Consider the following 24,368-nt stretch of genomic DNA (forward strand, 5'->3'; position numbering starts at 1 on the left):
GCGGGTCAGGGTTTACGGGCCACCGCTCCGAACAGGGAGGCCTCGACCGGCGTCGGGTTCTCGGTCGCCGCCGGGTCCGGGCGCCACTCGCTGATCGCGGCGATCCCGGGATCGACCAAGTGCAGGCCCTCGAAGAACTGCTCGAACTGCTCCCGCGTCCTCGGGTGCACATCCGAGCGGCCGGAGCGCAGCGACTCGTCCCAGTTCGCCTTCAACTCGGGGGTGAGGAGGTCCGTGGTGGCCATGGTCATCGTCAGGTAGCTGCCGGAGGGGAGGGCATCCACCAGGGTGCGGACGATCTCCACGGAATTCGGATGATCCGGGAGGAAGTGGACCACGGCCACCAGGATCAACGCCACCGGCTCGGACAGGTCCAGGATCTCGAGCGAGTCCAGGATCTCCGCCGGGCTGCGCAGGTCCTTCTCCAGGTAACGCGCCTGACCTGCCGAGGTGCTGGTGAGCAGAGCCCGCGCGTGGACCATGACCATCGGGTCGTTGTCGACGTAGACGACGCGGCTGTCCGGGGCGATCCGCTGCGCGACCTCGTGCGTGTTGTCGGCGCTGGGCAGGCCGGTGCCGATGTCCAGGAACTGGCGGATCCCCGCCTCGCCGGCCAGGAAGCCGACCGCACGCTGCAGAAACGCCCGGTTGGCGCGGGCCGCGATGCGAGCGGCGGGATACGACTTGGCCAGTAGGTCGCCCGACTCCCGGTCGGCGGCGAAATTGTCCTTGCCGCCCAGCCAGTAGTTGTAGCGGCGGGCCGGGTGCGGCACCCCGGTGTCGAGCTTGTCGATCGTCACGGGCGAATCCTAATAGGAACCGGAACCCGCCGGGACGCAGGAACACGAACGCGAACACACGGAAATGCCGGACCGTGAACGGCTCGGAACGTACCGCGTTCGGTGATCACCGAAAGTGTTTGAATGCGTGCCCAGAGTGTGGCGATTTGTCGAGTAGCCCGGGACGCGGCACTATGCACGGGTGCAGCGTTACCGAGTTGGAATCCTGGCTGGCGCGGCGGTCGTGGCCCTCGGCGGTGGCGGCCTGATCCTCGCGGGCCTCGACGACGATGGCGGCGCCGGCGGCGGTATCGGGCTGCCCAGCGCGCTCCGTTTCGGCGAGCCGTCGCCGAGCGCCTCGCCGTCACCGACCGGGCCCAGCCCCGAGGAGCTCGCCAAGGCCGAGCGTGCCAAGCGCGAGAAGGCGCTCACCACCGCGCTCAAGAAGCTGACCGCCACCTCGCCGGAGTTCTCGGTCGCGGTGCAGGACAAGAAGACCGGCGAGACGTACGCCTATCGCGGCGACGAGCACTACGACACGGCCAGCATCGTCAAGGCGCAGGTTCTCGCCTGCATGCTGCTCAAGGACCAGGACGCCGGCCGTGACCCGAGCGCGAGCGAGATGGCCCTCGCCAAGCCGATGATCCAGCTCAGCGACAACGACGCGACCACCTCGCTGTTCAGCAGAATCGGCGGCAAGGCGGCGGTCACCAAGTGCAACAAGCGGCTCGGGCTGACCGACACCGTCGTCAATTCCTCGTGGGGGTTGACCCGCACCACCGCTGACGATCAGATCAAGCTGCTGTCCGAGCTCGTCGACACCGGGGGTCCGCTCGACGCGGATTCCCGCAAGACCGCGTTCAAGCTGATGAACACGGTCGACGCGGCGCAGGACTGGGGCGTGCCGGCGGTCGCCAGGAGCGGCGAGACGTTCACCGTCAAGAACGGCTGGGACACCCGCTCGGCCGACGGCGGTCTCTGGGCGATCAACACCATCGGCCGCGTCACGGGTGGCGACGACGTGGACGTCTCGGTGGCGGTGCTCTCCCACAACAACAAGTCGATGGAGAGCGGGAAGGCACTGGTCGAGAAGGTCGCCAAGCTGACCCGGCAGTACCTCAAATACTGAAGACCGGACGCTGGGCCAGTACGTAGTCGGCATCGCCCAGATACTGGATGTGGTGACCGGCGGCCAGGTGGCTCGCGAAGGCGGCGCTGCCGGCGGCGGCCTGCGAGCGCATCTGGTCGACCATCGTGCGCAGGCGGGTGGCGACCGCGTCGGGCAGGGCGGCACGGGCTGCCGCGTCGAGGCCGTAGCTGTCGCAGAACAAGCGGAGACGCTCGGCCTGCTCCGCCGTGCTGCCGAGGGCATCGGGGCTGCCGGGCGCGGTCAGCGGCGCCCACCGGTAGGCCGCGTAGGCGACGTCGTAGCTGCGCGGGCCGGGGCGCGCATGATCAAAATCGAACACACCGGTCACCCGGTTGCCCTCCATCACGCAGTTGTACGGCGCGAAGTCGCCGTGGCAGATCACCTCGCGCGGCTCCAGGGCCGGCAGCTGCCAGCCGTCCCGGGGCGCGGTGCGCGCATAGGACGAGGTGGCGTCGTGGTACGCCCGGAGCAGCCGGGCCGCCGACACGACCGCGGAACGCGAGGCCGCGGCCGGCGTCAGCGGGTAGCTCGCCACCTCGCCCGGCAGGAAGTCGAGAATCTCGAACCCGTCCTCGGTCATCTCGTGGAACCGCGGCGCCCCGGTGAAACCCGCGGCCCGCAGTGCCCGCAGCAACTCGTGAACCCGCGGCGACCATGGCCCGGCGGGCCGGCGCACCTTGTCGCCGATGCGCACCACCTCGTTGACTCCGCCGGTCAGCGTCTCCCGATCGTCCATCGGGCCATCATCTCGAAAGGGGGCGTGGGTCCGCTCGCTGAATCGGTTGCCGACGGTGGCCTGATTTGGCAGCCTGCCCGGGTGACGAAGCGCGAACCGGTCGTGATGCAGGTGTATTGCCGGGTTGAGGTGTCGATCGAGGATCCCGCGGCGGTCGCGGAGCTCGCCGTGCGGCGGCTGCGGGAGGCGGAGATCGACTGGGCCGACGAGCCGGGCACCCTGGAACAGGGCGAGCAGGAGCTGCGGGCGGATCTGCCGCAGGCTCTGGCCGGGCTGGTCGACCCGTTGGTGATGTTCCGCGACGTGCCCGGAGTGGATCTCCGAGGGGCCCGGCTGTGGGCTGAGGGCGGCTCGCCTGATCCGCGGTTCCAGCCGGGCTTCTGACCGTCCCTGATCCTTTGTGGCCACCCGCGGTATGGCGGCGTTGACGGTACTTCGGATTGCACAGTACTGTGCGGTGCGTGGATACCACGCAGCTCCTCAAAGGAGTGCTGGACCTGGCGGTTCTCGCGGCCCTTCGGGACGAGGACGGTTACGGCTACGACATCCTGCGCCGGCTGCGGGCGGCCGGCCTGCAGGACGTCGGCGACGCCTCGGTCTACGGCACCCTCCGCCGCCTGTTCAGCGGCGGCTTACTCAACACCTACGTGGTCCCCAGCGACGAGGGGCCGCACCGGAAGTACTACGCGCTCAACGCCGCCGGCCGCGCCGAGCTGGAGCGGAACGGCAAGACCTGGCGTGAGTTCGCCACCACCATGAACGACCTGCTCGGCGACCGGGGGATCGTGTGAACGACATCGCAGACGACGAGATCACCGGCTATGTCGCGCAGGTGCGCGCGGCCCTCGGTGGGGTGCCGGAGAGCACCCGGGAGGAGTTGCTCGACGATCTTCCGGAGCACCTGGCCGAGGTGCTGGCCGAGGGCAACGGGACCCTGACCGGACGCCTCGGCGCGCCGTCGGCTTACGCCGCCGAGTTGCTCGCGGCGGCTGGCCTGGCCGGCGGCCCGCCGAAGCGCCGGGACCAGCTGCGAGACTTGCGGGAGCGCGGTGCCCGCTGGCTGCGGATTGCGGATGTACGGGTCGGCCCCGTGCTCGGCTATGCGCGGGCCAGCGAGTTCCTGGTCCTGCTGCGCCCCGCCTGGTGGGTGCTGCGCGGCTACCTGGCCGCCATGGTGATCGCCCAACTGCTCGACAGCGGCTCCGCGCCGATCGGACTGCTGCCGCGCATCGGGGGCAGCGACCTCGTCGCCCTGGTCCTGCTGGCGGCCGCCGTCGTGGGCTCGATCTGGCTCGGCCGCCGTGGCGCGCCGGTGCGATTCTGGCCGCGGTACGCGTACTGGTCGGCGACGGCGGTCGTGGTCATCTTCGCGCTGGCCGGGTTCTCCTGGGCGGACAGTGGCGCGCGGACCGCTCCGTACCTCGACGCCACCTACAGCGGCGGCTCCGGCTACGGGAGCGTGGAGGACGTGTTCGTCTACGACGGGCAGGGCCGGCCGGTGGAGAACGCGCAGCTCTACGACCAGAACGGGGCGCCTCTCCAGATGGGCGGCATGTACTGCACCGATCCGGTCACCGGGGAGTCCCGGGCAACCTGGCAGCGCGGGTATCCGCACTGCCCGGAGCGCAACCCGTTCCAGTCACCGTCGGCGTCGCCGTCTCCGGCTGATCCGGGGGTGGCGCCACCCGGCCCGTCCCCGGCCGGCTCCGCCCCCGGCGCTCCAGCACCCATCGGTACGGCGCCCAGTGGCACAGCGCCCAACGGCGCGGGGCCCAGCTCGTCCGCCGGCGTCCGGACGTCGGCGACGCCTTCGGCCTCGCCCAGCCGTTAACGGGCGGCAGCGCGACGAGGCGCCGGGCCGCCGACTCGGGGCGGCCCGGCGTCAGCGCGGCCAGCCCCCTTCGATCGACGGCGATCGACTGATCGGTGCTCTTCTGTTTCACTGACCGTATGCAGACCGGTCCGCGCCTGGCGATCGACTACGGCACCTCGTGCAGCCGGGCGGTGCTGGCCTGGCCGGACGGACCCTGGCAAGCACTGATCATCGACGGTACGGCGGAGCCGTCCACCGCCGTGCACATCGCCCGGGACGGCACCGTCACCACCGGACCCGCGGCCTGGCGCCTGGCCGAAAAGGATCCGGACGGCTTCGTGCCGTCGCCGCTGGCCGCCGGGACCGGGACGGTACGGGTCCACGGCCGTACCGTCGATGTCACGAATCTGGTCGCCGCCACCCTGCGGCCGATCGTCGCCGAGGCGTCCCGGATGGCCGGCCTGCTGCCGGCCGACATCCGGATGAGCGTCCCCGCCGGGTGGGATCCCACCCGGCGGACCTGGCTCCGCCAGGCGGCCCATCAGGCCGGCCTCGGCCGTCCGCAACTGATCGAGGCGCCGGTCGCGGCCCTGCTCTCCACCGACACCCCCTTCGCCGGTACGACCTCACCCCGTTACGTCCTGGTCTGCGACATCGGCGCCACCGGAGAGGTCAGCGTGCTGCGCACCGGGCCGGACGGCGCGGAGGTTCTCGCCACGACGTGGAGCGCGGACGCGGGCGGCAACGCCGTCGACGACCGTCTCGTGGCGATGCTGCTGAGCACCGCGGTCCCGGCCGGAGCGGCCGAGTCCGCGCCTTCGGCCCGCCCCGTCGCGGCCGGTTCGACGTCCCGGGTGGCCGCGGATGAGCGAAAAACGCCGCCGAGCACGGCTACCGGCGTGACCGGGCCGGCTGACAGTTCCGACGTCGGGACCGTGCTGCGGGCGGCATCGGCGGCGACGGTTGCCGTACTTCGTACCGGCAAGGAGGCAGTTTCCCAACAGCCGGCCGTGACCGTGCCGCTTCCCTCGCCCGGAGCGGCGGTCGTGCTGAGCACGACCTTGGTGGAACGCGCCGCCGAGCCTGTCCTGCGCCGGGTCCTCCAGCTGGCCTTCGACGCCCTCCGGGCGGCCGCGCTGGAACCGGCCGACCTGGCCGAGGTGTACGCGGTCGGCGCCACCGCCGCGATGCCGGCCCTGCCACGGGTGCTGGGGGAGCGGTTGGGCGTGCCGGTGCGGGTGCCCGCGCTGCCCGGCGCCGCCGTGGTGCTCGGGGTGGCCCAGGCCGAGGGAGCCGCGGCGCCCATGAGCGAGCCGGCGCCCGCCGTCCCGAAACTCACCGTCCTGCGCGCGCTCGGGCTGGTCCTGCCGGGACTCGCGTCGGTCGTGTTGTTCAGCCACTTCGTGTTCACCGCGCGCGGCGCCACCGCCTCCAGCTGGGGTGAGCTCGCGATCGCCGGCGTGCTCGCGCTGGTGCTGTGCCTGGCCGCCGGGCCGTGGATCGGCGCGGCGCTGGCCCGCGACACCGGGCTGCGCGGGCGGTGGGACGCGGCCGGGCAGGTCTCAGCGGGGCTGCTGTCCGGGAACGCCTTCGGCGTCACGGTGGCGGCGTTGTACGCGGTGGCCGCCGCCTTGTACCTTGTCGTGCCGTTCGGCGAGCCGCTGCAGTGGGCGCTGCTGCCCGTGCTGCCGGCGGCGTTGCTGGCCGCCGCGGTCGCCGTCATCGTGCGGTGCCGGCTGAGCCCGCCGGTGATCATCGAGTTCCCCGTGGTGGCGGCGATGATCCTGAGCGTGGGGAGCGTGCTCTTCGCGCTGACCGTGCGGGCCGCTCCGCCGCCCGGCGTCGAGGCGGCGAGCCGGCTCGGTGGCGCGCTCGTCGGCGTGGGGGTGGCGCTGCTGCTGTTCCGGATCACGGTGCTGCGTGGGATCACCGCGGTGGTGCTGGGTGTGTTCGGGTTCTTCATCGCCGATCCCCGGGCGGTCGGTGTGTTCGGTGTCGGCATCGGCCTCGCGGTCGCCGTCTGGTGGGGACAGCGCCTGCTCGCCTGCGTCCGGGCGTAGGCGGTTTCGCCGGTCGTCAAGCGTTGTCCGGACGGTGTTTGATTGTGGCTATCGGCGGCTTTGGCCACGTTCCCGTGTCGCAACGGACCACCGCCACGGAACGTTACCGACAGCGGGTTCACCCCGTCGGATGACAGGTGGGTCGCCACGAACGCACACGTGCCACACCGACCGGACAGGTACGGTACGCCGGTGACGGCACGCCCCTTGATCTTCCTGGACGTGGACGGGACCCTGATCCCCCTGCGCGCCCGGACCATCCCCGCCACACCGACCCCACCGACCCACGCCAACCCGCTGCTCGCCCGCATCGACCCGGCCGACGGCCCACGCCTGAGATCCCTCGACGGCGAGCTGACCTGGGCCAGCACCTGGATGGAGGAGGCCAACGCCATCATCTCCCCGCGCCTGGGCCTGCCCCACCTGCCGGTGGTCGACTGGCCGGACGAGGACCCGGTTCCCGGCCTGCACTGGAAGACCGCGTTCCTGACCGAGTACGCCCAGGGCCGCCCGTTCGTCTGGCTCGACGACGAGGTGACCGACACCGATCAGCGCTGGGTGGCCGCCCACCATTCCGGCCGCGCGTTGCTGCGCCGGGTCTACCCGTTCACCGGCCTCACCGACGCCGACTTCGCCGCGGTCCGGGCCTGGCTGGTCGTCAACACCTGAGCGGCGAGAACGTCGACACACCCGCGGTGGCGGGAGTGGCTGGCCGGGGGGGCGGCCGGTTGTCGGCCATGGTGCTGTGCGTGATGTCGCCCGACCGACACGCCCATCCGCTCGGCTCGCGAGCACCGGCCGCAGGCGGGACGAGGTCTATTCGCCGGTGGTGTGGTGGATCCCGGGTGGGCTGCCGGCGGCAGGTCCGGCACGGTGATGTCCGGGGACAGCGCGGGAGCAAGCGGAGGGAGCAATACCATTCGGGCGATGGATTTCACCCTCGTGGGCGTCGCCTTCGCCGCGTCCGACCCGGCCGCGTCGGCACGCTGGTTCGCCGAGCACTTCGGCTTCACGGTAACCGTCGATCTCGGCTGGTACGTGAGCCTGCATCACGAGTCCCACACCGGTCTGAGCGTCGACCTCGTGCACCGCGACCACGAGTCGTGGCCGGACGGGGCCCGGGGCAGGGAAGTCGCCGGCACCCTGTTCGCCCTGATGGTCGCGGACGTCGACGCCGAACACGAACGCTTGCGTACGGAGGGGGTGGCCGTCCTGCGCCCGCCGGTCACCGAACCGTGGGGTCAGCGCCGCTGCCAGCTCGCTGGCCCGGACGGCCTGGTCGTGGAGATCCTGCAGCGGGTGGCCCCGGACCCGGCGTGGCTGGCCGCCAACGGCTTCGGCGCCTGACGACTCAGGGCGCCACCCTCACGTCCTTCACGTCGCGCCCCGGGTGCAGCGGTGATCCGTCCGGGTCGAGCGATGGCCGGTCCGGCGTCCGGCTCCCGGAGGTGCCCGGTGCGGTCGCGGTGTGGTCCCGGCTCCGGTAGGCGCTCGGGGTCAGGCCGAGCACCCGGTGGAAATCGTTGCTCAGGTGCGCCTGGTCGGCGTAGCCGAGCTGGGACGCGAGCTCGGCCAGGCTCCTCCCCGGGTCGGCGCGCAGCTGCTGGGCGGCCTCCTGGAGCCGGCGCCGGCGGATCATCGTCAGTGGCGGGAGGCCCACGTAGCGCCGGGCCAGCCGTTGCACGGTCCGCGCCGAGATGTGCAGGCGGTCCGCGACGTCCTCGACGCGCAGCACCTCCGGGTCGGCGTCGACGAGTTCGGCCATGGCGTTCGCGAGGCGCGCCTCCGGGCCCGGCGGCGGGATCGTCGCGGCCAGCCAGCTCGCGAAGGCGTCCACGGCGAGGCGGTGCCGCTCCGCGGCCTCGGCGGGGCGGCTCATCGCCTCGGCCACCCGGGTCCGCAGCTCCGGCAGTTCCAGCATCTCGGAAGTGTCCCGCAGGTCCGCGGGGTTCGCGGTGAACGCCGGCACGGCGGCGGGGCGCAGCAGAGCGCCGACCGCCCAGCCGGTCCCGGTGAGGTCGCGGTGCGAGCGGCGCGTGGCCGGGCCGGACAGCTCCACCGCGTCCGGCCCGGCCACCAGGTTCGACGCGGGGAACGGGATGAGGTGTTGGCGGGACACGCGGCCGGGGGCGATGTGCCACTCGGGGATCCAGAACCACCGTACGAAATCGGTCACCGCCGTGGGCGGCGGCAGCCGCGCGAAGGTCGGCAGCCGCACCGGATACAGGACACCGCGATGCTCCTGGCTCACCGTCGCCACCCTACAAGCTGTCGCGAATCTCCAAGCCGCCCGCCGGCCGCCCACCTAGCGTCGTGTCCATGACTGAGATCATCCAGGCCGCCGACGGGCGGTACACCACCAACGGAACCCCGCACGGCGCCACCAGCCTGACCCCGTTCCTGGTCATCCCGGACGCGCGCGGTGCGATCGACTTCTACCGGGACGTGTTCGGCGCCCGGGTGGTGGACGTCGCCGAGATCGGCGGCGTGGTGGCGCACGCCGTCCTCGACTTCGGCGCCGGCCTGCTGCAGCTCGGTGAGCCGATGGCCGACTACGGCCTGGTGCCGCCGCCCGCCGGGGACCAGGACTGTTACTCGATGGGGTTGTACTGCCCGGATGTGGACGCCGTCCTCGCCCGGGCCGAGGCGGCGGGGGCGACGGTGCGGGAGCCGGCCTCGACGTTCGTCTCGGGGGACCGCTTCGCGAGCGTCCGGGACCCGTTCGGGGTGCGCTGGTCGATCATGACCCGCGTGGAAGACCTCTCCGAGGAGGAGAGCGCCCGGCGGGTCGCGGAGTGGGCCGCCCAGCAGGGCTGACCGTCACCGGGCCCGGCCCGCGCGGGCGGGCGGGCGTCACCGGACCCGCCGCGCGGCCGCGCCGGCTGAGAGTAATCTGCCGCGTCCGGGACCGCCGTCACCGGAGCCGGCCGCCGGGAAAGCCCGGCGGCCGGCTCCGCGTCGGTCAGAACGCGCTCACGGTGCCGTCCTTGCCGGCGAACAGCGTCACGCTGCCGATGATGATCCGGTGGTCCGAGCAGGACTTGGCCGGGTAGTCGTCGGTGGCCGCGATGCCCGAGCAGGACTTCGCGATGTCCAGCGAGTCGCCGCTGTAGCCGCCGCCGAACTCGCGGAGCAGGCGGCTCTCCCGGACGAACATCAGGTCCACCTTCGCCAGCGGCTGGGTGGCGCTGCACGGCGGGGCGTTGTTGGGCGCCGGCGGGTGCAGCGCGGTGAACTCGCCGTACCCGGGGCAGTTACCGCTGTCGTTGTCGTCGAGCTCCCGGTACTGCCCGGTGTTCGATCCGTTGTTCGCCGTGTTCAGCGACGAGGAGTACCAGCCGTTGAGCCGGCCGTAGTGCGGCTGGGCGTTGAAGTCCCCGCCGATCAGGGCGGCGTGCCCGGAGGTGTGGTACGCCTCCAGCCGGTCCAGGACGTACCGCAGCTGGTTGGCGTTGTTCGGGGTCTCCGTGGTGATGTGCGTGGTGCAGTAGTGCAGGTAGACGTTGTCCTCGGTGTTGACGCAGGTGAGCGTGCGCGGCTCGTCGGTGCCGTCGGACGGCAGCGTCCACCGGGAGGCGTTGCCCAGCGGCTTCTTGGCGAAGATCGCGTTGCCGAAGTCCTGGCCGTTGCAGTAGTGGTCGTCACCCGAAATGCTCGGGGTCCAGCGGGAGAAGTTGGTCTCGTCCACCGGCCAGTTCGCGTCGCGCAGGGCGTTCTTGAGGGCGGTGTACTGCCCGTAGCACATCTCGCTGAACGACGCGAAGTCGGCGCTGCGGTTCTGGATCGACGAGGCGGCGACCCCGATCAGGCCGTTGGTGGTCGAGCCCCGGCTCATCTTGTAACCGGAGATGTTCCAGTGCCAGAGCTTGTAGTTCACCATGTACGGGAACTCGGGGACCGGCGTCTCCGCGGCGGCCGGGGCCGCGGTGCCGATCATCGCCCCCGCGGCGAGCACGGCGATGGACAGGGTATGGAACAGCCTTCGTAGCAGGCGCATGAACTCCCCTTGGGATGACCGCTCGGTGAACGGCCGGGCAACAACGGGTGAGATCATCGCATGCCCATGTGTGAGTGCGGCGCGTCCCGTCCCGGTCGCCGTCACCGGGGGCCCAGCCCGGTACGCCCGTCGATCAGCTCACGGACCGCGTCCAGGTGGCCGGCGTGGCGGGCGGTCTCCTCGATCATGTGCAACAGGATCCGGCGCAGATCGGTGGTCTGCGAGGCGAGCGCCGGGTCCGGATGCGCGCCGGCGGGCGCGGCGCTCAGCGGGGTGGCGGCGATGATCGTGTCCGCGATCCGGCACTGCTCGGCGTAGAAGCCGAAGACCGCGGCGGCCGGGTGTGGCGTGGTCAGCGGGGGATGATCGGAGTCCGGCCAGGGCAGCGGGACGGCGGAGCCGGTGAGAACCTCCTGGAACCAGTGGCGCTCGGCGTGCCCGAGGTGCTCGACCAGCCCGAGCGGCGTCCAGCCGGAGGGCAGGACCGGCCGCCGCAGCGCGTCCTCGCCGAGACCTTCCAGGACGGCGCGCGCGCTCGCGCGCTGATACTCCAGGAACTCGTGCAGAACCGCCTTCTCCGCATCGGCTTCGATCATGCCGGGCACGCTAGCAGGAGGCACCGACAGTTTCGTCCGGCCGCCGGAGCCGGCCGGGGTGGCTCAGGGCAGGTCGGTACGGGTCTGGATCAGGCCGGGGCCGACGTCGGGCGCCGTGTCCGAGGCCGGGCGGACCAGTTCCGTACGCACCTCGTGCATCGCCAGCTCGCCGCTGCGGATCTGTTCGGCGAAGTGGCAGGCCACCCGCTGTCCCGAGTCGTCGATCGCCCGCAGCCGCGGCCTCTGGTCGGCGCAGCGGCTCTGCGACCACGGACAGCGCGTGCGGAACCGGCATCCGCTCGGCGGGTCGGCCGGTGACGGCAGGTCCCCGGCCAGCAGGATCCGCTCGCGGCGGTCCTCCGTGTACGGGTCCGGGATCGGCACGGCGGAGAGCAGAGCCCGGGTGTACGGGTGCAGCGGCCGCTCGTACAGCCGGTCGCCGTCCGCCTCCTCGACCAGCGCGCCCAGGTACATCACGCCGATCGTGTCGGAGATGTGCCGGACCACCGCCAGGTCGTGCGCGATCACCAGGTAGGTCAGGCCGAGCGAGTCCTGCAGGTCGCCGAGGAGGTTGACCACCTGCGCCTGGATCGACACGTCCAGCGCGGACACCGGCTCGTCGGCCACGATCAGCTCGGGCCCGAGCACCAGCGCGCGGGCGATGCCGATGCGCTGGCGCTGTCCGCCGGAGAACTCGTGCGGATACCTGGTCAGCGCCGACGCCGGCAGGCCCACGGAGTCGAGGGTGGACCGGAGCCGATCCCGCACCGCGGCCCTGTCCCGGTGCAGGCCGTGCGCCCGGAGGCCCTCGACGAGCAGGGACTCCACCGACTGCCGGGGGTCGAGGCTGGACATCGGATCCTGGAAGACCATCTGGATGCGCCGGCGGAACAGCCGCATCTGCTCGCCCTTGAGCGCGCGGACGTCGGTACCGTCGAAGGTGATCCGGCCGCTGGTCGGCTCGACCAGCCGCAGCAGGCCGCGGCCCAGCGTCGACTTGCCGCACCCGGACTCGCCGACCAGGCCGTAGGTCTCGCCGCGCCCGATCGTCAGCGACACCCCGTCGACGGCATGGACGTGCCCGATCGTACGGTCGAAGAGCAGTCCGCTCTTGATCGGGAAGTGCACCTTGAGGTCGTCGATCTCGACGAGCGGGTCGCTCACGCCGGCACCTCCTGCGGTACGGGGTTCGTGCACCGCAGCGCGCCGTCGCGGCGGCGGGTGGGTTCCAGGGCGACGGTCGCGCCGATGCAGTCGTCGATCACCCGGGCGCACCGTGGCGCGAAGGCGCAGCCCTCCGTCCACGGGATGTTGTCGCTGACCGAGCCGGGGATCTGGTGCAGGCGCCGGCCGCGGTCGGCGTCGAGCCGGGGCACCGACTGCAACAACCCGTGGGTGTACGGGTGGCGCGGCTGGGCGAACAGGTCATGGCGCCCGGCCCGCTCGACGACCTTGCCGGCGTACAGCACGTTCACCGTGTCGCAGAGCCCGGCCACCACCCCGAGGTCATGGGTGATCATCACGAGCGCCGTGCCGGACCTGTCGACCAGGTCCTTGAGCAGGGCGAGGATCTGCGCCTGGATGGTCACGTCGAGCGCCGTCGTCGGCTCGTCGGCGATCAGCAGGCGGGGCTTGCAGGCCAGCGCGACGGCGATCAGCGCCCGCTGCCGCATGCCGCCGGAGAGCTGGTGCGGGAACTCCTTGAGCCGCCGGGCCGGATCCGGGATGCCCACCGCCTCGAGCAGTTGGCGGGCCTCGCGCAGCGCCGCCTGCCGGGTCCGGCCCTGGTGACGTTCCAGCACCTCGGCGACCTGCAGGCCGAGCGGGATCACCGGGTTCAGCGAGGACAGCGGGTCCTGGAAGATCATGCCGATGTCCCGGCCGCGCCGGTCCCGCAGGTCCTGCGGGCGCAGCCGGAGCAGGTCGGTGTCCTCGAAGAGGACCTCACCGGCGACCGTGTTGCCGCGGCGCGGCAACAGCCCCATGATCGCCAGGCTGGTCACCGACTTGCCGCAGCCGGACTCGCCGACCAGCCCGACCGTCTGGCCCGGATCCACCGAGAAGCTGACGCCGTCCACCGCCGTGAACGGCTCGGCGCCCTTGCGCCGGAAGACCACCGACAGGTCGCGCACGTCGAGCAGGGGCATGACAGATCACCGCCGGTTCTTCGGGTCGAGCGCCTCGCGCATGCTCTCGCCGAGCAGGGTGAAGCCGAGGGCCACCAGGATGATGGCCGCGGCCGGGAAGTAGGCCAGCTCCGGGCGGACCTCGAGGTAGCGGACGCCGTCCACGCCCAGCATCAGGCCCCACTCGGCCCGGTTGATGTCCGGGTCGCCGAGGCCCAGGAAGGACAGCGCGGCCGCGTCCAGGATCGCGACCGCGAACGTCAGGGTGGCCTGCACGATGACCGCGGTGAGCGAGTTCGGCAGCATGTGTCGCGTCACGATGTCCCGTCCCCGCACGCCGAGCGCGCGGGCCGCGAGCACGTGATCGCTCTCCCGCTGCGCCAGCATCGAGCCGCGGAGCAGCCGGGCGAAGACCGGCACGTTCACCACCGCGACCGCGACGATCACCGTCCACTGGGTCGACTCGCTGGCCAGGGCGACCAGCGTGATCGCCAGCAGCAGGCTGGGCAGCGCCAGCATGACGTCGGTGATCCGCATGATCAGCACGTCCACCCAGCCGCCGGCGGCGCCGGCGACCGCCCCGAGCAGCACCCCGGACAGCAGGCCGATGAGCGTGGCCAGGACGCCGACGAAAAGCGTCTGCCGGGCGCCGTAGATCATCCGGGACGCGAAGTCGCGGCCCAGCGGGTCGCTGCCGAGCGGATGCCCCGCGGTGGCGCCCGGGATCGAGTCGACGGTGAGCCGGCTGGTCAGCTCCGGGAACCGCTGCACCGGATCGTGCGGCGCCACCAGCGGCGCGAAGATCGCGATGACGAGGAAGAGCAGGATGAGTGCCGCGCCCACGACCGCCGCCGGGTTGCGCCGCAGTCGCCGGCCGGCGTCGCGGAGCAGGCTGACCCCGCCGGTCCCGGACGTGCGCGCGGTCAGCTCGTCGATGCGGCGGCGCTTGTGCTCGGCCAGCGTCGCGATTCCCCCGGGTCTGGTCACCGCACACGCACCCTCGGGTCGATGACCGCGTACGACAGGTCGACCAGCAGGTTGACCACGATGAAGACGAAGGCGGCCAGCAGGATCAGCGCCTGGAGCACCGGATAGTCACGGCTGCCGCTGATCGAGTCGGTGATCAGCGTGCCCAGGCCGCCCCAGTTGTAGACCTTCTCGGTCAGCACCGCGCCGGCCAGCAGCGCACCGGTCTGCAGGCCGATGGTGGTGACCACCGGCAGCAGCGCGTTGCGCAGCACGTGCCGCCGGCGGATGGTGGCGTCCCGCAGGCCCTTGGCGTCCGCGGTCCGGATGTAGTCCTCGTCCAGCACGTCAAGCACGCTGGCCCGGGTGATCCGCACGATGATCGCCAGTGGGATCGTCGCCAGCGTGACCGCGGGCAGCACCAGATGCCAGAGGGCGTCGGCGGAGGCGTCCCACTCCCGGGTCAGCAGCCCGTCCAGCACGAAGAACCCGGTCACGTCGGTGTTGCCGGCCCCGGTGCTGATCCGCCCGGACGGCGGGAAGACGTGGGCACCCTGGGTCAGCCAGTCCTTGAGCAGGTAGCCGAGGAAGAAGATCGGGATCGAGATGCCGATCAGGGTGACCACGATGGTCGCGTTGTCCAGCAGCCGGCCGCGATGCCGGGCCGCGAGGTAGCCCAGCGGGATGCCCAGCCCGACAGCGATGACGATCGCCGCGAGCGCCAGCTCGACGGTCGCCGGGAAGGCGCGGCTGATCACCGCCGTCACCGGCTCGCCGGTACGGATCGAGTTGCCGAGGTCGCCGGTCACCACGTTGCGCACGAAGCGCCAGTACTGCACCCAGATCGGCTGGTCGTAGCCGAGGGCCCGGATCAGCGTCTCGCGGGTCTGCGGGGTGGCGCGTTCGCCCAGCAACGCGTCGACCGGCCCGCCGGGAAGGTTCCGCAGCCAGAAGAAGATCAGGGTCATCAGGGCGATCAGCGTGACGCCCAGCTGGATCAGCCGGCGCAGGACGACTCTCACCATGGAACGACGTCTCCCGTCAGGATCGCGCCGCCGCGAGCCCGGACGCCGGGCCGCGGCGGCGCTCGGCGCCTACTTGGTGATCGAGACGGTGTTGAACGTCTCGGCCGTCAGCGGACTCGGCACCAGGCCCTCCACGTTCTTCGTGGTGACCAGGGCCGGCGGGGCGTGCCAGATCGGCACGGCCGGCAGCCACTTGGCCGCCAGATCGCGGTTGACCTGCTCGAACGCGGCTCGCTTGGCCTGCTGGTCGACGGTGGCGTCGGCCGCGCCGATGGCGGTGAACATCTCGGTCATCGACTGGTCGCCGAACTCGGGCTTGGGTCGGCCGAAGAACGTGCCGACGAAGTTGCCCGGGTCGTTGTAGTCGCCGGTCCAGCCGAGGATGTGCAAGTCCTGCTTGCCGAACTGCTGCACGTCGTCCTTGAAGCCGCCGTTCCACGGCCGCGGGACGCCGTTGACCTTGATGCCGGCGGCCTGCAGATCGTTCGCCAGCACGGTGAAGATCTCCTGCGGGTTCGGCATGTACGGCCGGGACACCTCGGTCGGGTAGTAGAAGTTCAGCGTGAGCCCGGTCGCGCCGGCCTCGGCCAGCAGCTGCTTGGCCTTCGCCACGTCGTACTCGTACTTCTGCACGTCCGGCGCGTACCCGAGCACGGTGCCGGGCAGGAACTCGTCGGCCACCGCCGAACCGCCCGGACCCTTGGTCTGCACCAGTTGGGCACGGTTCAGCGCGTACGCGATCGCCTGGCGCACCCGCAGGTCCTTGAGCTTCGGGTTGTTCTTCTGGTTGATGCCCAGATAGAGGATGTTGAAGGCGGGCCGTTCGAGCACCTGGTAGCCCTCGGCGGCGAGGGCCTTGCGGTCGGCCGGCGCCGGGAAGTCGATGGCGTGCACCGCGCCGGCCCGCAGCTCCTGCTTGCGGGTGTTCTCGTCCTTGATGACCTTGATGATCATCTTGTCGACCTTGGCCTTGTCACCCCAGTAGCCGGGGTTCCGGTTCAGGGTGATCTCGCCGGTCGCCTTGTTCCAGCCGCCGTACGTGAAGGGGCCGGTGCCGGTCGGGTGGTCGGTGGCGAACGCGCTGTACGCGAAGGAGTCGCCGCTCTGCGTGACCTTGTCGGCGTCGTACTGCTTCATCGCTGCCGGGCTGGCGATGGAGAACGCGGCGAGCGCGAAGGCGCCGGGGAACGCGCCCTTGTACTTCTTCATCGTCACGACGGCGGTGGCGGCGTCCGGCGCCTTGCAGTTGTCGTAGATGGCGTCCGGGTTGCCGGCGAACCCGCCGAAGACGTCGGCGTAGTAGATCATCTGGGACTGGGCGGCCTCGCCCTTCATGTTGTACCAGCGGTCGAAGTTGGCGCAGACCGCCGCGGCGTCCAGCGCGGTGCCGTCGTGGAAGGTGACCCCCTGGCGCAGCTTGAACGTCCAGACCTTGCCGGTCGGGTCGTTGGACCAGCTCTCCGCCAGGCCGCCGACCAGATCGGCGCTGCCCGGCCGGTGGGTGACGAGCGTGTCGTACATCTGCCGGATCGGCCGGAACGACTCCCCGTCGTCGTTGAAGATCGGGTCGAAGTTCTTCGGGTCGCCGGCGCCCGCGAAGATGAAGGTCCCGCCGGTGGCGCCGCCCTTGCCGCCGCCGTCGCGGTCGCTCTCCGCGCAGCCGGCCACGCCGATCGCCACCGCCGTGACGACACCGGCGGCGATCACCGTCCGCCGCCGGTACGCCTGCCTCCCTGGTGCACGCATCCTGTTCACCCCGTCCTGTGGGTACGGACCAAAGCTATGACGGCTGGTCACCGCTGGCGCGACAATATCCATTTACATTGATCAACACGCGGGGTTGGTATCGGATTGTGTCCTTCGGACTGACCGTTCGCCGCCGGCGGGCCGGTGCTCCGGCTCACCTGGCGGCTCACGGGCGACGCCACCGCCGGGAGCGCCTTCGCCGGCCCCGCCTGCGGCTCGTGGCAGGCCCGGCAGAAGAACCTGACGCTCGACGGCGGCACGCCCGCCACCCGGTGGGTCCCCGCCTCCCGCGGTCCGCGTGGCGCGGGGACCCGGCGCTCCGCGGAGCCCGGCGACGGGCTCCCGGAGGCCGTGGCGTCAGCGGCTGCTGAAGGCGGCGTCGAAGGCGGCCGCCGGGGCGTCGAAGAGATTGCGCCGCACGAACTCCAGCGCGGACGGAGCGCCCACCAGGCGGTCCATCCCGGCGTCCTCCCACTCCACCGAGATCGGGCCCTGGTAGCCGATGGAGTTCAGGGCCCGGAAACAGCGCTCCCAGGGGACGTCGCCGTGGCCGGTGGAGACGAAGTCCCACCCGCGGCGCAGGTCCGCCCACGCCAGGTGGGAGCCCAGCCGGCCGTTGCGGCCGTCGCCCACCGCCAGCTTCACGTCCTTGCAGTCCACGTGATAGATCCGGTCGGCGAACTCCAGGATGAAGCCGGCCGGGTCCAGGTCCTGCCAGACGAAGTGGGACGGGTCCCAGTTCAGGCCGAACGCCGGGCGGTGGCCGATCGCCTCCAGGGCGCGGCGGGTGGTCCAGTAGTCGTAGGCGATCTCGCTCGGGTGCACCTCGTGGGCGAACCGAACGCCGACCTCGTCGAAGACGTCCAGGATCGGGTTCCAGCGGTCGGCGAAGTCCTGGTAGCCGGCGTCCACGGCGGCCTGCGAGACCGGCGGGAACATCGCCACGTACTTCCAGATCGAGGAGCCGGTGAAGCCGACGACCGTGTCGACGCCCAGGCGGGCTGCCGTACGGGCGGTGTCCTTCATCGCGTCGGCCGCACGCTGCCGCACGCCCTCCGGGTCGCCGTCACCCCAGACCGGCGCCGGGAGGATGTCCCGGTGGCGCTGGTCGATCGGGTCGTCACAGACCGCCTGGCCGGTCAGGTGGTTGGAGATGGCGAAGACCCGCAGCCCGTACTTCGCCAGGATCTCGCGGCGGGAGGACACGTAGTCGTCGTCGGTGGCGCCGAGGGAGACGTCCAGGTGATCGCCCCAGCAGGCGATCTCCAGGCCGTCGTAGCCCCAGCCCGAGGCGAGCGCGCACACCTGGTCGAACGGCAGATCGGCCCACTGGCCGGTGAAGAGCGTGATCGGGCGGGTCATCAGACCTCCTCGGCGGATTCGACTGTGGTCCACGACGACGTCTCGGCGGACCGGGACACCGCGTCCAGGACCAGCTGGACCTGCAGGGCGTCGGCGAACGACGGGGCCGGGTCGGCGCCGGCCGCGATCGCCTGGACCAGGTCGTGGGCCTGGTGGACGAAGGTGTGCTCGTAACCGATCAGGTGGCCGGGCGGCCACCAGGCGGCCAGATACGGATGTGACGGCTCGGTCACCAGGATGCGGGAGAAGCCCTGCTCCCCGGCCGGCCGCGAGCCGTCGTAGAAGGCCAGCTCGTTCATCCGCTCGAAGTCGAACACCAGCGTGCCGAGCGAGCCGTTGATCTCCACGCGCAGGGCGTTCTTGCGGCCGGTGGCGAAGCGGCTCGCCTCGTAGGAGGCCACCACGCCGTCACCGAGCCGGGCCAGGAAGAGGGCGGCGTCGTCGACGGTCACGTCACCCTGGCCGGGGGAGTCCGGCAGCGGCCGGGAACGGACGAAGGTCTGGGTGAGCGCGCTGACCGAGGTCACCCGCAGGCCGGTGAGGAACTGCGTCAGGTCGACGATGTGCGCGCCGATGTCACCCAGCGCCCCCGACCCGGCCACCTCCCGGCGCAGGCGCCAGACCAGCGGGAACTGCGGATCCACGATCCAGTCCTGCAGGTAGCAGGCCCGGACGTGGCGGATCGTGCCGAGCCGGCCCGCGGCGACCATCTGCCGCATCAGCGCGACGGCGGGGACGCGGCGGTAGTTGAAGCCGCACATCGCCCGTACCCCCGAATCCCGCGCGGCGTCAGCGGCCGCGACCATCTTGCGGGCCTCGGCCACCGAATTCGCCAGGGGTTTCTCGCAGAGCACGTGCTTGCCGGCGGCCAGCGCCTCGATCGCGATCTCGGCGTGCACGTCGCCGGGCGCGCAGATGTCGATCAGGTCGACGTCGTCGCGGGCGAGCAGCGTGCGCCAGTCGTCGGTGGACTCCGACCAGCCGAGCCGGTCGGCCGCGGCGGCCACCGCCGCCGCGGACCGGCCGCTGACCACCTGCATCCGGACCGGCATCGGCAGGTCGTAGACGTGGTTGACGGTGCGCCACGCCTGCGAGTGCGCGGCCCCCATGAACGCGTAGCCGACCATGCCGACCCGCAGCGGTTGCGACATGAGCACCCCTAGAAGCCGAGCTTCGCGTACTTCGAAGCGTTGTCCTTGGTGATCGTTTCGGAGGCGAGCGTGATCTCCTTCGGCACCTGCAGCTCGACCAGGTCGGACAGGCCCTTGCCCTGCCCGATCAACCGGGCCAGGCTGATCGCCGAGGAGGCCATCGACGGGCTGTAGGTGACCGTCGCCTTCAGCACCGAGTCGTCCCTCGCGATCGCGTCGATGGCCGCCTTGGACCCGGCGCCGCCGACCATGAAGAACTCACTGCGGTTCGCCTGCTTGATCGCGGCGAGCACGCCGATGCCCTGGTCGTCGTCGTGGTTCCAGAGGGCGTCCAGCTTCGGCAGGGCCTGCAGCAGGGAGGTGGCGGCGGCCTGGCCGGAGTCCGCGGTGAACTCGGCCGGCCGGCGGTTGGCGACCTTGAAGCCGAACGTGGCGAGCGCGGCGTTGAATCCGGCGGTACGCTCCTGGGTGAGCTCCAGGGAGTCGATGCCGGGGATCTCGCCGATGACCGGATTGCTGACACCCTTGGCCTTGAGCTGCTCGCCGATGTACTGGCCGGCGGCCAGGCCCATGCCGTAGTTGTCGCCCTTGATCTGCAGCCGGTAGGCGGCAGCGGACGGGAACGCCCGGTCCAGGTTGATCACCGGGATGCCGGCCCGCATCGCCTCCAGGCCGGTGGCGTTCAGCTCCTTGCCGTCGTGCGGCAGCATGACGATCACGTTCGGTTTCTGGGCGATCAGGGTGGACAGCGCCGCCCGCTGCGCCGCGGCGTCCGAGCCGGCCTCGACCGGGCGCAGCTCCACGTCGGAGTACGCGCCGGCCTGCGCCTTGGCGTTGTTGGTGATGGCCGCGATCCAGCCGTGGTCGGCCGCCGGGGCGGAGAAACCGATGATCACTTTCGGACCGGCGGCGGCGTTCCCGTTGTCGCCGCCGGTGTCGGTCCTGACCTGCGCGTTGTCGCCGGTGTCGTTGCTGGTGCACGCGGTGAGCGCCAGGCCCGCGCCGGCCGCCGCGGTGCCGAACAGGAGTCGCCTACGAGTTGTTGCCGACATTTCTCCTCCTGAGGAGGTTGGTGAAGGAGCGGTAGCGGAACTGCTGAAGGAGCACGGCGGCCACGATGATGCCGCCCTTGACCATGTTCTGGACCTCGGTAGCGAGGTTGTTGATGGCGAACAAATTGGTGATCGTGGAGAACACCAGCACCCCGAAGAGGGCGCCGACGATGGTGCCGCGACCGCCGGAGAGCAGCGTGCCGCCGATGATCGCCGCGGCGATCGCGTCCAGCTCGTAGAGGTTCGCCATCGCCGCCTGGGCGCTGGTGGCCTGCGAGGTCAGCATGATCGCGCCGATCCCGCAGCACAGGCCGGAGAGCACGTAGAGCAGCACGGTGTGCCGCTTGACGTTGATCCCGGCCAGCCGGGCCGCCTCCGGGTTGCCGCCGACCGCGACCGTGCGCCGGCCGAACGTCGTCCGGTTCAGCAGCACCCAGCCGGCCCCGACGACCAGCGCCAGGATCCAGACCAGCAGCGGAATGCCGAGCGGCTTGGCGGTGGCCAGGCTGTTGATCGTCTCGTTCGCGGAGACCTGCGTCTGCTTGCCGGAGATCTGCGCGGCCAGGCCGCGGGCGGAGACCAGCATCGCGAGGGTAGCGATGAAAGGGACCAGTTTGCCGTACGCGATCAGCACGCCGTTGACCAGACCGACCGCGACCCCCACCACGAGCGCCGTGAAGATCATCCCGCCGGCGCCGTAGCTCTGGGTCGCCAGCGTGGTCGACCAGACCCCGGCCAGCGCGATGATCGCCCCGACCGACAGGTCGATGCCACCCCCGATGATCACGAACGTCATGCCCACCGTGACCACGCCGATCGCGGACGCCTGCTGCAGGATCGTGAGTATGTTGTCGCGCACCCAGGACGGGTCGGAGTAGAGCTCGGGCCTGGTGACGATCCCGATGACCACCAGGACCAGGAGCACTCCGACCAGGCCGAGGTTGCGGAGCAGGTTGTCGTCGTACTTCGGTGCCTTGGGAAGCGCCGTCTCGGCGATCACGCGGCCTCTCCCTCCATCAGCGACCCCGCCATCACGAGGTCCAGCACGGTGTCCTCGTCCAGCTCGCCGGCCGGCGCCTCGTGGATCAGCCGGCCCTCGCGCATGACCAGCACCCGGTCGGCCAGCCCGAGCACCTCGGGCACCTCGCTGGAGACCAGCAGCACCCCGACGCCGTCCGCGGCCAGGTCGTGGACCACCTGGTAGAGCTCGGCGCGGGCGCCCACGTCCACGCCCCGGGTGGGCTCGTCGAGCAGCAGCAGCCGGGTGTGGCCCAGCAGCCAGCGGCCCACCACCACCTTCTGCTGGTTGCCGCCGGACAGGGTGCGCACCGGGCGGTCCACGTCGCGTGGGCGCAGCTCCAGGTTGTCGGCGGTGCGCCGGGCCGCGGCCCGCTCCCGGCCGGCGGCGGTGAAGCCGGCCCGCGCGAAACCGGTGAACGAGGCCAGTGTCATGTTCTTGAAGACCGGCTCGTCGAGCAGCAGGGCCTGGCTCTTGCGCTCCTCGGGGGCCATGCCCATGCCGTGCGCGACAGCCTGGCCGACGCCGGTGATGCGCCGGCCGTCGAGGGTGACGGTGCCGCGGTCCGCGACGCGGGCGCCGAAGATGGTCTCCAGGAGCTCGGAGCGGCCCGACCCCACCAGGCCGGCGATGCCGACGATCTCGCCGGGGCGGACGGTGAGGCTGACACCGGCGAACTCGCCGGCGCGGCTCAGGTCGCACACCTCCAGCAGGGGCGCGGCGCCGGCTTTGGCCTCGCGGGGCGGGAACACGTACTCGAAGGCCCGGCCGGTCATCCTGCCGACCAGCTCCCTGGTGGGGGTACGGGCCGGCAGACCGGCCGCCGTGGTGCGGCCGTCCTTGAGCACGGTGACCCGGTCGCCGATCTCGCGGATCTCGGCGAGGCGGTGCGAGATGTAGACGACGGCGATGCCGTTGGCGGTCAGCTCCCGGATGATCCGGAACAGGTTCGCCACCTCGTCGTGGGCCAGGACCGCGCTCGGCTCGTCCATCACGATCAGCCTGGCGTCGTGCGACAGCGCGCGGGCCATGCTGACGATCTGCTTTCCGGCCGCCGGCAGGTCCCTGGTCAGGCGCCCGGGTGGGATCTCCGGATGACCCAGTTCGGTCAGGATGGTCCGGGTCCGGGCGGCCGCGCCGTGGCGGCGGGTGAAGCCGAACCGGCTCGGCTCGTGGCCGAGGAAGACGTTCTCCGCCACCGACAGGTCGTCGACCAGGTCCAGCTCCTGGTGGATGGTGGCGATGCCGGCGCGCATCGCGGCCTGCGGGCTGGCCGGCGCGAAGGGCTCACCCTGCCAGAGGATCTCGCCGGCATCCGCGTGATGGACGCCGGCGAGCACCTTGATCAGCGTCGACTTGCCGGCGCCGTTCTGCCCCAGCAGGCAGTGCACCTCACCCTCGCGGACCTCCAGGTGCACGCCGTCGAGCGCGCGCACGCCGGGAAAGGTCTTGACCACCTCGGAGAGCCGCAGGATGGCCGTCACGGGACCTGCTCGAATGCCGCGTCGCTGGCCAGCACCGCGGCCCCGGTGACGCCGGCGCGGCCGCTCAGCTCGGAGAGCACGACCGGGAGGTTGCCGGTGGCCAGCGGCAGGGACCTGCGGTAGACGACGCTGCGGATCTCGGCCAGTAGTACGTGGCCGAGCTGCGCCAACCCACCCCCGATGACGATCATCGACGGATTGGCGAAGCTGACCAGAGCCGCCAGGACCCCGCCCACCCGGCGGCCGCCCTCGCGGATCAGCTTGATGCAGACCACGTCGCCCTCGGCCGCGCCGTCGGCGACGTCGCGGGCGGTGAGCCCGGCGGACCTGCCGAGCCGCTCGGCCAGCGCGGGGGAGGCCCCGGACCGGGCCGCGGCCAGCGCGTCCCGGGCCAGCGCGGCCCCGCTGAACACCGCCTCCAGGCAGCCGGTGTTCCCGCACGAGCAGGTCGGCCCGCCCGCGTCGACCTGGATGTGCCCGATGTCGCCGGCGCACCCGTCGACCCCGCGGTAGACACCCCCGGACAAGTGGATGCCGCAGCCGATCCCGGTGCCGATCTTGACGAACAGGAAGTCGTCGACCGATCGGGCCACCCCGCCGTGCCGCTCGCCGATCGCCATGATGTTGACGTCGTTGTCCACCACCACCGGGCAGCCGTGCTCGCGGGCCAGCAGCTCGCGCACCGGGTAGCGGTCCCAGCCGGGCATTATCGGCGGCGACACCGGCACCCCGTCGCGGAAGCTCACCGGGCCCGGCACGCCGATCCCGACCGCGTCCAAACGGTCGTAGACTCCCTCGGCGCGGGCCTTGGCGAGCAGCTCGCCCACCCGGTGCAGGATCGGTTTCGGTCCTTGGCGGATGTCCGTGGCCTCCCGATACGCCGCCAGCGTCTCCAGCCGCCCGTTCACCACCTCGACGTCTATCGAGCCGGCGCCCAGATCGACGGCGGCGAACCGCAGCCGCGGGTGGATCTCGACCAGGGTGGAGCGGCGGCCGCCCCGCGAGGCGGCCATTCCGGCCTCGGTGACGAAACCGGCTCTGATCAGGCGCTCTATCTCGCCGGTCAGCCTCGGGCGGGTCAGGCCCAGGCGATCGCCGAGTTCGGCCCGGGAGACCGCGCCGTCGTCCCGGAGGGCACGAAGTATCGATAACACGACTGACGCCTAACTCTCGGTGCTGTGTTCGCCGTCACGTTAGGGCGCTTCCGTCGATCGCGTCCATAGCTTCGCGCTTTGTGGACCGAACTTTTGTCGCTCCGTGCAAAAGTTCGGCCGGAGGACGGCGCCCAGCGCTTGCGCCGGCGCTCG

At 71.5% G+C, this 24,368-nt stretch carries 24 protein-coding genes; 8 read left to right on the top strand and 16 right to left on the bottom strand.

Translation table 11 applies throughout. The annotated features are described in order from the left end of the window. Positions 1 to 5: 5 nt before the first annotated feature. Entirely contained in the window at positions 6 to 800 is a 795-nt protein-coding gene (locus Asi03nite_RS13140; RefSeq protein ID WP_203679606.1) for an SAM-dependent methyltransferase, read from the bottom strand. A gap of 181 nt (positions 801 to 981) precedes the next feature. Between Asi03nite_RS13140 and Asi03nite_RS13145 the strand changes: the two genes are divergently transcribed. Next, positions 982 to 1,908: a serine hydrolase gene (locus Asi03nite_RS13145; protein WP_239102655.1), complete on the top strand. Its 927-nt coding sequence runs from the start codon at positions 982 to 984 to the stop codon at positions 1,906 to 1,908. Here the strand turns inward: Asi03nite_RS13145 and Asi03nite_RS13150 are convergent. Beyond that, positions 1,898 to 2,665 (bottom strand): aminoglycoside phosphotransferase family protein, encoded by a 768-nt coding sequence (locus Asi03nite_RS13150; RefSeq protein ID WP_203679607.1) that lies wholly within the window; start codon positions 2,663 to 2,665, stop codon positions 1,898 to 1,900. The genes Asi03nite_RS13145 and Asi03nite_RS13150 overlap by 11 nt on opposite strands. Before the next feature lie 81 nt (positions 2,666 to 2,746). Between Asi03nite_RS13150 and Asi03nite_RS13155 the strand changes: the two genes are divergently transcribed. The 6 genes from Asi03nite_RS13155 to Asi03nite_RS13180 all read left to right on the top strand — a co-directional run bounded on the left by Asi03nite_RS13155 (position 2,747) and on the right by Asi03nite_RS13180 (position 7,885). Beyond that, a complete protein-coding gene (locus tag Asi03nite_RS13155) occupies positions 2,747 to 3,049 on the top strand; it encodes a hypothetical protein (RefSeq protein WP_203679615.1) in 303 nt (100 codons plus the stop codon). 77 nt (positions 3,050 to 3,126) lie between these two features. Next, the gene (locus Asi03nite_RS13160) at positions 3,127 to 3,456 is read left to right on the top strand and encodes a PadR family transcriptional regulator (protein ID WP_203679618.1); all 330 of its coding nucleotides are present in this window, start codon (positions 3,127 to 3,129) and stop codon (positions 3,454 to 3,456) included. Continuing rightward, positions 3,453 to 4,496: an HAAS signaling domain-containing protein gene (locus tag Asi03nite_RS13165; RefSeq protein WP_203679621.1), complete on the top strand. Its 1,044-nt coding sequence runs from the start codon at positions 3,453 to 3,455 to the stop codon at positions 4,494 to 4,496. Before Asi03nite_RS13160 ends, Asi03nite_RS13165 begins: the two co-directional genes overlap by 4 nt. A 119-nt stretch (positions 4,497 to 4,615) precedes the next feature. Beyond that, a complete protein-coding gene (locus Asi03nite_RS13170) occupies positions 4,616 to 6,538 on the top strand; it encodes an Hsp70 family protein (RefSeq protein WP_203679623.1) in 1,923 nt (640 codons plus the stop codon). A 192-nt stretch (positions 6,539 to 6,730) separates the two neighbouring features. After that, positions 6,731 to 7,207, top strand: a complete 477-nt coding sequence (locus Asi03nite_RS13175; RefSeq protein WP_203679625.1) for an HAD domain-containing protein — start codon at positions 6,731 to 6,733, stop codon at positions 7,205 to 7,207. Positions 7,208 to 7,465: 258 nt separating this feature from the next. Beyond that, positions 7,466 to 7,885 (top strand): VOC family protein, encoded by a 420-nt coding sequence (locus Asi03nite_RS13180; protein WP_203679634.1) that lies wholly within the window; start codon positions 7,466 to 7,468, stop codon positions 7,883 to 7,885. A gap of 4 nt (positions 7,886 to 7,889) precedes the next feature. Here the strand turns inward: Asi03nite_RS13180 and Asi03nite_RS13185 are convergent, their stop codons facing one another. Further along, positions 7,890 to 8,732, bottom strand: a complete 843-nt coding sequence (locus tag Asi03nite_RS13185) for an AraC family transcriptional regulator (RefSeq protein WP_307834009.1) — start codon at positions 8,730 to 8,732, stop codon at positions 7,890 to 7,892. A 125-nt stretch (positions 8,733 to 8,857) separates the two neighbouring features. Between Asi03nite_RS13185 and Asi03nite_RS13190 the strand changes: the two genes are divergently transcribed. Beyond that, positions 8,858 to 9,355 carry a VOC family protein gene (locus Asi03nite_RS13190; protein ID WP_203679642.1) on the top strand — a complete coding sequence of 166 codons (498 nt, stop codon included), beginning with the start codon at positions 8,858 to 8,860 and terminating at the stop codon, positions 9,353 to 9,355. Between the two features lie 145 nt (positions 9,356 to 9,500). On the opposite strand, the gene Asi03nite_RS13195 is transcribed toward Asi03nite_RS13190, so the two are convergent. The 13 genes from Asi03nite_RS13195 to Asi03nite_RS13255 form a co-directional block, all read right to left on the bottom strand. After that, the gene (locus tag Asi03nite_RS13195; protein ID WP_239102656.1) at positions 9,501 to 10,535 is read right to left on the bottom strand and encodes an endonuclease/exonuclease/phosphatase family protein; all 1,035 of its coding nucleotides are present in this window, start codon (positions 10,533 to 10,535) and stop codon (positions 9,501 to 9,503) included. 101 nt (positions 10,536 to 10,636) lie between these two features. Next, positions 10,637 to 11,131, bottom strand: a complete 495-nt coding sequence (locus Asi03nite_RS13200; RefSeq protein WP_203679653.1) for a DinB family protein — start codon at positions 11,129 to 11,131, stop codon at positions 10,637 to 10,639. 63 nt (positions 11,132 to 11,194) lie between these two features. After that, on the bottom strand, positions 11,195 to 12,295 hold the full coding sequence (locus Asi03nite_RS13205) for an ABC transporter ATP-binding protein (protein ID WP_203679655.1): 1,101 nt from the start codon (positions 12,293 to 12,295) through the stop codon (positions 11,195 to 11,197). Beyond that, the gene (locus tag Asi03nite_RS13210) at positions 12,292 to 13,278 is read right to left on the bottom strand and encodes an ABC transporter ATP-binding protein (RefSeq protein ID WP_203679657.1); all 987 of its coding nucleotides are present in this window, start codon (positions 13,276 to 13,278) and stop codon (positions 12,292 to 12,294) included. The genes Asi03nite_RS13205 and Asi03nite_RS13210 overlap by 4 nt, the downstream gene beginning before the upstream one ends. Before the next feature lie 6 nt (positions 13,279 to 13,284). Continuing rightward, positions 13,285 to 14,244, bottom strand: coding sequence for an ABC transporter permease (locus tag Asi03nite_RS13215; protein ID WP_239102657.1), 960 nt, complete (start codon positions 14,242 to 14,244; stop codon positions 13,285 to 13,287). After that, a complete protein-coding gene (locus Asi03nite_RS13220; protein WP_203679659.1) occupies positions 14,241 to 15,248 on the bottom strand; it encodes an ABC transporter permease in 1,008 nt (335 codons plus the stop codon). The genes Asi03nite_RS13215 and Asi03nite_RS13220 overlap by 4 nt, the downstream gene beginning before the upstream one ends. Positions 15,249 to 15,317: 69 nt before the next feature. Next, positions 15,318 to 16,994, bottom strand: coding sequence for an ABC transporter substrate-binding protein (locus Asi03nite_RS13225; protein ID WP_203679661.1), 1,677 nt, complete (start codon positions 16,992 to 16,994; stop codon positions 15,318 to 15,320). 357 nt (positions 16,995 to 17,351) lie between these two features. Beyond that, positions 17,352 to 18,356 carry a sugar phosphate isomerase/epimerase family protein gene (locus Asi03nite_RS13230; protein WP_203679663.1) on the bottom strand — a complete coding sequence of 335 codons (1,005 nt, stop codon included), beginning with the start codon at positions 18,354 to 18,356 and terminating at the stop codon, positions 17,352 to 17,354. Continuing rightward, complete coding sequence (locus tag Asi03nite_RS13235) at positions 18,356 to 19,507, bottom strand: Gfo/Idh/MocA family protein (RefSeq protein ID WP_203679665.1); 1,152 nt, start codon at positions 19,505 to 19,507, stop codon at positions 18,356 to 18,358. Before Asi03nite_RS13235 ends, Asi03nite_RS13230 begins: the two co-directional genes overlap by 1 nt. Before the next feature lie 8 nt (positions 19,508 to 19,515). Next, complete coding sequence (locus tag Asi03nite_RS13240; protein WP_203679667.1) at positions 19,516 to 20,559, bottom strand: substrate-binding domain-containing protein; 1,044 nt, start codon at positions 20,557 to 20,559, stop codon at positions 19,516 to 19,518. After that, on the bottom strand, positions 20,540 to 21,559 hold the full coding sequence (locus Asi03nite_RS13245; protein WP_203679669.1) for an ABC transporter permease: 1,020 nt from the start codon (positions 21,557 to 21,559) through the stop codon (positions 20,540 to 20,542). The genes Asi03nite_RS13240 and Asi03nite_RS13245 overlap by 20 nt, the downstream gene beginning before the upstream one ends. Beyond that, on the bottom strand, positions 21,556 to 23,061 hold the full coding sequence (locus Asi03nite_RS13250) for a sugar ABC transporter ATP-binding protein (protein WP_203679670.1): 1,506 nt from the start codon (positions 23,059 to 23,061) through the stop codon (positions 21,556 to 21,558). The genes Asi03nite_RS13245 and Asi03nite_RS13250 overlap by 4 nt, the downstream gene beginning before the upstream one ends. Then, a complete protein-coding gene (locus Asi03nite_RS13255; RefSeq protein ID WP_203679671.1) occupies positions 23,058 to 24,215 on the bottom strand; it encodes an ROK family transcriptional regulator in 1,158 nt (385 codons plus the stop codon). Before Asi03nite_RS13255 ends, Asi03nite_RS13250 begins: the two co-directional genes overlap by 4 nt. Positions 24,216 to 24,368 lie beyond the last annotated feature (153 nt).

It is taken from the genome of Actinoplanes siamensis, assembly GCF_016862395.1.
GTDB classification, from domain to species: Bacteria; Actinomycetota; Actinomycetes; order Mycobacteriales; family Micromonosporaceae; genus Actinoplanes; species Actinoplanes siamensis.

Bases quoted from the DNA above. Each gene is read 5' to 3' on its own strand.
- Asi03nite_RS13180 (WP_203679634.1), top strand. From the start codon at position 7,466: ATGGATTTCACCCTCGTGGGCGTCGCCTTCGCCGCGTCCGACCCGGCC.
- Asi03nite_RS13220 (WP_203679659.1), bottom strand. From the start codon at position 15,248: ATGGTGAGAGTCGTCCTGCGCCGGCTGATCCAGCTGGGCGTCACGCTG.
- Asi03nite_RS13150 (WP_203679607.1), bottom strand. From the start codon at position 2,665: ATGGACGATCGGGAGACGCTGACCGGCGGAGTCAACGAGGTGGTGCGC.
- Asi03nite_RS13170 (WP_203679623.1), top strand. From the start codon at position 4,616: ATGCAGACCGGTCCGCGCCTGGCGATCGACTACGGCACCTCGTGCAGC.
- Asi03nite_RS13235 (WP_203679665.1), bottom strand. From the start codon at position 19,507: ATGTCGCAACCGCTGCGGGTCGGCATGGTCGGCTACGCGTTCATGGGG.
- Asi03nite_RS13240 (WP_203679667.1), bottom strand. From the start codon at position 20,559: ATGTCGGCAACAACTCGTAGGCGACTCCTGTTCGGCACCGCGGCGGCC.
- Asi03nite_RS13225 (WP_203679661.1), bottom strand. From the start codon at position 16,994: ATGCGTGCACCAGGGAGGCAGGCGTACCGGCGGCGGACGGTGATCGCC.
- Asi03nite_RS13210 (WP_203679657.1), bottom strand. From the start codon at position 13,278: ATGCCCCTGCTCGACGTGCGCGACCTGTCGGTGGTCTTCCGGCGCAAG.
- Asi03nite_RS13230 (WP_203679663.1), bottom strand. From the start codon at position 18,356: ATGACCCGCCCGATCACGCTCTTCACCGGCCAGTGGGCCGATCTGCCG.
- Asi03nite_RS13200 (WP_203679653.1), bottom strand. From the start codon at position 11,131: ATGATCGAAGCCGATGCGGAGAAGGCGGTTCTGCACGAGTTCCTGGAG.
- Asi03nite_RS13195 (WP_239102656.1), bottom strand. From the start codon at position 10,535: ATGCGCCTGCTACGAAGGCTGTTCCATACCCTGTCCATCGCCGTGCTC.
- Asi03nite_RS13190 (WP_203679642.1), top strand. From the start codon at position 8,858: ATGACTGAGATCATCCAGGCCGCCGACGGGCGGTACACCACCAACGGA.